The sequence below is a fragment of the Clostridium sp. 'White wine YQ' genome, from assembly GCF_028728205.1.
Taxonomy (GTDB): domain Bacteria; phylum Bacillota; class Clostridia; order Clostridiales; family Clostridiaceae; genus Clostridium_T.
In genome coordinates this window covers 2,449,175-2,456,499 of sequence record NZ_JAQYUU010000001.1, presented here as the reverse complement: position 1 = coordinate 2,456,499, position 7,325 = coordinate 2,449,175, and the positions used below count along the sequence as shown (strand labels likewise).

General features: G+C 30.7%; 7 protein-coding genes and 1 riboswitch. All 7 genes read left to right on the top strand.

What is annotated here, in order from left to right; translation table 11 throughout:
• Window positions 1–372: 372 nt before the first annotated feature.
• A complete protein-coding gene (gene sfsA, locus PTZ02_RS12150; RefSeq protein WP_274228044.1) occupies window positions 373–1,068 on the top strand; it encodes a DNA/RNA nuclease SfsA in 696 nt (231 codons plus the stop codon).
• Between the two features lie 21 nt (window positions 1,069–1,089).
• Window positions 1,090–1,584, top strand: coding sequence for an NAD(+) diphosphatase (locus PTZ02_RS12145; protein WP_274228043.1), 495 nt, complete (start codon window positions 1,090–1,092; stop codon window positions 1,582–1,584).
• Between the two features lie 190 nt (window positions 1,585–1,774).
• Window positions 1,775–2,449, top strand: a complete 675-nt coding sequence (locus PTZ02_RS12140; RefSeq protein WP_274228042.1) for a hydrolase — start codon at window positions 1,775–1,777, stop codon at window positions 2,447–2,449.
• A 67-nt stretch (window positions 2,450–2,516) separates the two neighbouring features.
• A riboswitch (Lysine riboswitch) is annotated at window positions 2,517–2,683 on the top strand.
• A gap of 318 nt (window positions 2,684–3,001) precedes the next feature.
• Window positions 3,002–4,294 carry a diaminopimelate decarboxylase gene (gene lysA, locus PTZ02_RS12135; protein WP_274228041.1) on the top strand — a complete coding sequence of 431 codons (1,293 nt, stop codon included), beginning with the start codon at window positions 3,002–3,004 and terminating at the stop codon, window positions 4,292–4,294.
• Between the two features lie 170 nt (window positions 4,295–4,464).
• Window positions 4,465–4,680 (top strand): DUF3006 domain-containing protein, encoded by a 216-nt coding sequence (locus PTZ02_RS12130; RefSeq protein WP_274228040.1) that lies wholly within the window; start codon window positions 4,465–4,467, stop codon window positions 4,678–4,680.
• A complete protein-coding gene (lepB, locus tag PTZ02_RS12125; protein WP_274228039.1) occupies window positions 4,680–5,234 on the top strand; it encodes a signal peptidase I in 555 nt (184 codons plus the stop codon). Before PTZ02_RS12130 ends, lepB begins: the two co-directional genes overlap by 1 nt.
• 32 nt (window positions 5,235–5,266) lie before the next feature.
• On the top strand, window positions 5,267–7,261 hold the full coding sequence (ftsH, locus tag PTZ02_RS12120) for an ATP-dependent zinc metalloprotease FtsH (RefSeq protein WP_274228038.1): 1,995 nt from the start codon (window positions 5,267–5,269) through the stop codon (window positions 7,259–7,261).
• Window positions 7,262–7,325 lie beyond the last annotated feature (64 nt).

Here is a 7,325-nt window from a genome sequence, read left to right as displayed (position 1 = left end):
TGATTTAAAGATTTACTATAGGGTTTTAAGTTTAAATAATAACTTATTATGCATGAATAAATTAAGTTTCCTATAGAAAAACTATAGATTCCCCTAATGAGTAAAAAAAAGAATTAGTCGCCTGCCAAATTTTCCTCACATTCGTTTGGAAAGGCAGATGCGAGAAAAAAATCGACGGCTCATAATCGCCTTGACGATTTTTTTACTCTTTAGGAATTATAAACATTAGAAGTTTGAATAACAATTAAATAATCAACAAGGAAACACTAATAAACTGTTAATTAATTAAACATAATTGTGGATAAAAAAACAAGAAAATTATAAAATAAGAGCAGATGAAAGATATTCACAAAATGAAATCAAGGTGATAATATGGAATTTAAAAATAATATTGAAGTGGGAGTATTTTTAGAAAGGCCAAATAGATTTAATGCTAAAGTAGTGCTAAATGGAGAAGAGATAGTAGTACATGTTCCTAATACTGGAAGGTGCAGAGAAATATTAAAGCCTAATACTAAAGTTATTTTACGTGAAGAATTAAATCCAAGTAGAAAGACAAAATATGATTTAATTGCAGCGTACAAAGATGAAAGTAAGCTAATAAATATAGACTCTCAAATACCTAATAAGGTAGTAAAAGAAGCCTTACAAAAAAGAATTATTAAAGAGCTTAGTAATTATGAGATTATAGAGAGTGAAAAGTTCTATGGAAGTAGCAGGTTTGACTTTAGATTGACAAATTCTTTAGGTGAAGTATATTATTTAGAGGTAAAGGGAGTTACTCTTGAACTCCATGGAAAAGCATCATTCCCAGATGCGCCGACTGAGCGAGGAACTAAACACGTTTTAGAGTTAATAGAAGCGAAGAAAAATGGTAACGGAGCTGGAATAATGTTTTTGATTCAGATGGAGGAGATACTGAGCTTTACACCAAACTATAGTATGGATTCTAAGTTTGGAGAAGCAGTAAAATTTGCAAATAAAAATGGTGTTGATATTTATGCATATTCTTGTAAGGTAACAGAAAAATCAATTGAAATATTAAAGGAAATTGAAGTAAAATTATAGGTTGTTTGGGGAGTGGGTAGAATGAAGTTTAAATATTGTCCACTATGTGGAAGAAAGTTAGAACTAAAAGATAGTTGGGATGAAGGGGCAGTACCATTCTGCGAACACGATGATACGTTGTTTTTTGACTTACCAAAGCCTTGTGCCGTAATAGCAGTTATTAAGGAAAAAGAAATTTTATTATTGAAGCAAAGTTATATATATAAAAATTCTAAAGTGCTTGTATCTGGATATGTTGGAGTAGATGAAACTGTAGAGCAAACTGTAGCAAGGGAAGTTATGGAGGAAACAGGGATACAGATAGAGAACATAGAATATTTAGGCAGTGATTTTGTATATGGTAAAGAACTATTAATGTTAACTTTTATGGCAAAATATAAGAGTGGAGATATAAATAAATCATCTGAGGTTGAAGCTTTAGAATGGATACCTTTAGAAAAGGCATTGGCACAGATGGAAGAAGACGCTATAGGAAAAAAAGTAGTAAAAAAAATACTAGAAAAATATAATTATTAATATTAATTTGCATTTATATTAGTATTTATAATTTGAAAAGAGTATCTTGAATAAGTAGGAACTCTTTTTTTGTTTCATATTTGATATCAAGATAAATATTACAAATTATTTAAGATAATGTTAATATATTTTATACTAAAATTTTTAGTATTATAATATATTTAGAATAAATTTTCATGGAGGTAATTGTATGTCACAAAAAGAGTCTAAGTTTGTACCTGAGATTAAGGGAACCTTAAGGAATCATGTTATTGAGGTGCCTCAAGTTATTAGAAATTGTAGCGGAATTAAGATATTTGGCAAGAGAATAAAATCATTATTATTTACTACAGATGTTGCAATAATAAGAAATACAAATGCGGATGCCATTATAGCAGTGTACCCATTTACACCTCAACCTGTAATTACTGAGGCTCTAGTTATGGCAGCAGATGTACCTGTATTTTGTGGAGTTGGCGGAGGTATAACTCAAGGGAAAAGAGTTATTAACTTAGCATTAGATGCTGAATTTAAAGGTGCTATGGGAGTAGTACTAAATGCCCCAACATCAAACGAGATAATAAGTAAGATAAGAAAAACTATTGATATACCTATTATTGTGACAATTGTATCTGAAAATGAGAATATAGAAGAGCGAATAGAATCAGGAGCAACTATATTAAATGTTTCAGGTGGTAAGGATACAGCTACAATTGTAAGAAAAATTAGGAGTCAATTTCCTGAATTCCCAGTAATCGCAACGGGAGGACCAACTGAAGAAAGTGTTGAAGAAACAATAAGAGCTGGGGCAAATGCAATAACTTATACACCACCTCTCGGAGCAGATATAATGAGTAGCTTAATGGATAGATATAGGAATTCTTAAATTTTTATTGACAACTAAAAGGAGTATGTTATCATATTAACATCAAGTTGAATACAATATAATATATACCTAGGGTAGAGGAGCTATTTACTATTAGTACTTAAAAGGAACTGGCAAGTGACGATCTTTAAGGAAAGGAGAAATAGCCGAAGAGATAGCAACGGCAGAAGTTATCTCTGGTCATGAATAGAAAATATTCATGATTGTCACTATATGTGGAGAGCTACAAGGTAGGCTAATTGCAATTAATTACGATGATTTTATTGTAATAATTACAATACCCTATACAAAAGAACTCTACCCGTCACAGATTTTTCTGTGACTTTTATTTTTCTTTAGGAATCTATAATATTTTAAAGTTGTGGATAACACTATAAGTTTGAATTATAATCTAAGGATTAACTAAACCTACCTAAAGAATAAAAAATAGAATTAGTCGCCTGCCAAATTTTCCTCACATGCGTTTGGAAAGGCAGATGCGAGAAAAAAATCGACGGCTCATAATCGCCTTGACGATTTTTTTATGGGGCAAATAAACAAGGGGGAATAAAGATGAAATTATTTGGTACAGCACAAATTGAGAACAATCAGCTATATATTGGAGGAGTTGAAGCTAGTATTTTAGATAAAGAATATGGAACACCAGTTTATGTAGTTGATGAGGAACTAGTAAGAAATAATTGTAGAGATTACTATAAAAGTTTTCAGTGTTCGGAGACAGGAAATAGAGTTGCTTATGCTGGAAAAGCTTTTTTAACATTAGAAATGTGTAGAATAATTAGAGATGAAGGCCTATATTTAGATGTAGTATCTGGTGGAGAATTATTTACTGCACTTAAGGCTGAATATCCAGCTGAAAAAATTTATTTTCATGGAAATAATAAAACTGTAGATGAGATAAAAATGGGTATAAGCAATGGAGTTGGGAGATTTGTAGTAGATAATTTATATGAACTAGAGATATTAGATTCTATTGCTAAAGAATACGGAATTGTTCAGAAGATATATCTAAGAATAACACCAGGAATAGAAGCGCATACCCATGAGTATATAAAAACTGGCCAAATAGACTCAAAATTTGGATTTGCTCCAGTTGGAGATCTGATTTTTGAAGCTATTAAAGCAGCATCTTCTTACAAAAACATTGAATTAAGTGGGCTTCATTGTCATATTGGATCTCAAATATTTGAAATAGAACCATATGAAGATGCAACAGAAATAATGTTGAACTTATTATTTAAGGCTCAAAAAGAACTAGGAATTAAAATACCTGAGTTAGATTTAGGTGGAGGATTCGGGGTTTATTATAATGAAGGAGATGAACCTAGAGAAACCAAGGAGTATTGTAAAGCGATACTCGATAAGGCAGAAGATGTATGTACGAAGCTTGGAATTGAGATGCCAACTTTATCAATTGAACCAGGAAGATCAATAATAGCAAATGCTGGTACAACTTTATATACTATAGGTTCAATTAAAGATATTCCAGAAGTAAGAAAATACGTTTCAGTAGATGGTGGTATGACTGATAATATAAGACCTGCATTATATAGAGCCGAATATAATTGTTTGGTTGTAAACAGACTAGGGGAAGAACAATATGAAGAGGTAACAATTGCAGGTAAGTGTTGCGAGTCAGGAGATATACTTATTAATGATATATCTATACCCAAGGTTGAGAGTGGAGATATATTAGCAGTATTTTCTACTGGAGCATATGGTTATTCTATGGCAAACAACTATAATAAAATTCCTAGACCTGCAGTTATTATGGTTAGGGAAGGAAAAGCTAGGGTTATATGTAAAAGAGAAAGTTATGAAGATATATTAAGAAATGAAATATAATACAAATAAGATTCAGTTATTTTGTAGCTGAATCTTATTTATTTTTTTATATTGAATAGTTAGGTTAATATTTTATAAATTCTTTATAGATTTTTTATTTTATTAAGGTTAAAATAAATAATACAAATATGATATACTATTTAATAATATCTTTATAGAAGGAGAATATTTTGAAATATATAATTGATAGAATTGAAGGAGACTTTGCTGTTTGTGAAAATGATGAAGGAGAACTTAAAGATATTGATATTTCTTTAATCCTTGGAGAAATTGCAAGTGGAAAAGTTATAATTAGTAAGGATGGATCTTATGTTGTTGATGAGATTTTAACAAAACAGAGAGAAGAAGAAATAAATAAATTAGTAGACGGAATATGGGAGGAATAATGGAGGATAATACTAATAACTCAGAAGTTGAACAAAAAAGTATAAGTGGTTTTAAAAGATTTATATATGATTGGATATTTCCAATAGTATTGGCTATTATTGCAACAGTAATAATAAATAAGTTTTTACTATTTAAGATATATATACCTTCGGAGTCAATGAAACCAACATTGCAAGTAAATGATCAGTTATTTGTAACAAGAGTATATAAACCAGAGAATTTAAAACATGGTGATATAATTGTATTTTATTCTAGTGAACTAGGAGATACACTTATAAAAAGGTTAATCGGAATTCCTGGAGATACTGTAAAAATAAAGGGCGGAGAAGTATATATTAACAATGAAAAAATAAATGAGGATTATGTAAAATATCCATCTTCATACGATGGAGAGTTTAAAGTACCTGAAGGAAAGTTTTTCTTTTTAGGAGATAACAGAGCAAATTCAGAAGATGCAAGATATTGGAATAATCCATTTATAGATGGCAAGGATATAAAGGGAAAAGCTCAATTAAGAGTGTATCCATTTAATAGATTTGGGTTTGTAAAATAACTAACTACAGAAAAATGGGGTGAAGAACATTTATGTTTAAAGATAATAAGAAATTAAAATATTTACTTATATATGGACTAATAGCAATTTCTATATTAGTAACATTCAATTATTCTAAGTCACTTTTCATGACTAAACAGTTAAAATATAATGAATTCAAGACTATGCTAAAAGATAAGCAGATTGAGGAAGTTGTAATAGATACTAATGTAATAAACATATATCCTATTAAGGAAAATAAAGATTATGGAAAAAGTATATATACTGTAAATCTTAATGATCCATCATTAGTTAAGGAATTAGATGATGCAGGTGTAAAATATGGTGGAAAAAAACAAGATAGTTTCCCAGTTATGGAACTTCTTCTTTCATGGATTTTACCAATGGTATTTGTGATTTTCATAGGAAGATTGATGTTTGGTAAAATGGATAAAAAAATGGGTGGAGGAGTAATGTCCTTTGGTAAAAATACTGCAAAACTATATGCAGAGGATCAAACAGGAATAACCTTCGATAATGTTGCAGGACAAGAAGAGGCAAAAGAATCCTTAAAAGAAATTGTAGATTTCTTACATAAGCCTGAAAGATATACTGAGATTGGGGCAAAACTACCTAAAGGAGCTCTATTAGTAGGGCCTCCTGGTACAGGTAAGACACTACTTGCAAAAGCTGTTGCAGGAGAAGCTAAAGTGCCATTTTTTTCTTTATCAGGTTCGGATTTTGTTGAAATGTTTGTGGGAATGGGAGCTTCAAGAGTTAGAGATCTTTTTAGACAAGCAGAAGAAAAAGCTCCTTGTATAGTGTTTATAGATGAAGTAGATGCAATTGGTAAGAGCAGAGAAGGAAATATAAGTGGAAATGATGAAAGAGAACAAACACTAAATCAACTACTTGCAGAGATGGACGGATTTGATTCTTCAAAAGGAGTTGTTATTTTAGCAGCTACAAATAGACCAGAAATACTGGATAAAGCATTGCTTAGACCAGGAAGATTTGATAGAAGAGTAATTGTAGATAGACCAGACTTAATTGGTAGACAAGAGATTTTAAAGGTACATGCTAAAGATGTAAAATTAGATTCAGAAGTTAACTTAGAGTCTATAGCAAAAGGAACTCCTGGAGCTGTAGGAGCTGACTTAGCAAACATTGTAAATGAGGCAGCTTTAAGGGCTGTTAAACATAAGAGAACTGAGGTTATTCAAGAAGATTTAGAAGAAGCAGTAGAAGTAATTATAGCAGGAAAAGAGAAGAAGGATAGAATATTATCACCTCGTGAAAAGAAAATCGTTGCTTTCCACGAAGTTGGGCATGCATTAGTTGCAGCATTATTAAAGAATACTGATCCTGTGCATAAAATTACTATAGTTCCAAGAACTATGGGAGCTTTAGGATATACTATGCAACTACCAGAGGAAGAAAAGTACTTGGTATCAAAGGATGAATTATTAGATCAAATTACAGTTATGCTTGGAGGAAGAGCCGCTGAAGAAGTAGAATTTAACTTAATTTCAACTGGTGCGTCAAATGATATTGAAAGAGCAACACAATCAGCAAGAAGTATGGTTGCACTTTATGGAATGACTGACACTTTTGATATGATGGCTTTAGAAACTGTAAGAAATAGATATTTAGATGGAAGAAATGCAGCTAACTGCTCAGAACAAACATTAACAAGAGTTGATGAAGAGACATTAAATATTATTAAAAATTGTCATAAGAAAGCAATAAAGCTTTTAGATGAAAATAGGGATCTTTTAACTAAGATATCAAATACATTATTGGATAAAGAAACTTTAATGGGGGATGAGTTCTTAGAGATGGTATTTGAAAAGTATCCAGAGCTTAAAGCCCTAAAAGAAGAAAAAGATAAAGAGAGAGAAAGTAGAGAAGAAGCAAGAAAAGCTATTTATGCCAAAAGTAAAGAAGAAGATATAAGCATAAATAATGAAAAAGTTAATGAAGATACTACTGATGAAAATAATAATCAAAGATTAGAAGAGAAGATAGAAAATATATCACTAGAATAATAAAAGTTTATTTGAGTAAAATAGTTTCCTTAGGGAAACTTTTTTACATCATAGGGAGGATGAA

Excerpts from the sequence above, each read along its gene's own strand:
- sfsA (WP_274228044.1), top strand. The coding sequence starts at position 373 with ATGGAATTTAAAAATAATATTGAAGTGGGAGTATTTTTAGAAAGGCCA.
- PTZ02_RS12145 (WP_274228043.1), top strand. The coding sequence starts at position 1,090 with ATGAAGTTTAAATATTGTCCACTATGTGGAAGAAAGTTAGAACTAAAA.
- PTZ02_RS12140 (WP_274228042.1), top strand. The coding sequence starts at position 1,775 with ATGTCACAAAAAGAGTCTAAGTTTGTACCTGAGATTAAGGGAACCTTA.
- lysA (WP_274228041.1), top strand. The coding sequence starts at position 3,002 with ATGAAATTATTTGGTACAGCACAAATTGAGAACAATCAGCTATATATT.
- lepB (WP_274228039.1), top strand. The coding sequence starts at position 4,680 with ATGGAGGATAATACTAATAACTCAGAAGTTGAACAAAAAAGTATAAGT.
- ftsH (WP_274228038.1), top strand. The coding sequence starts at position 5,267 with ATGTTTAAAGATAATAAGAAATTAAAATATTTACTTATATATGGACTA.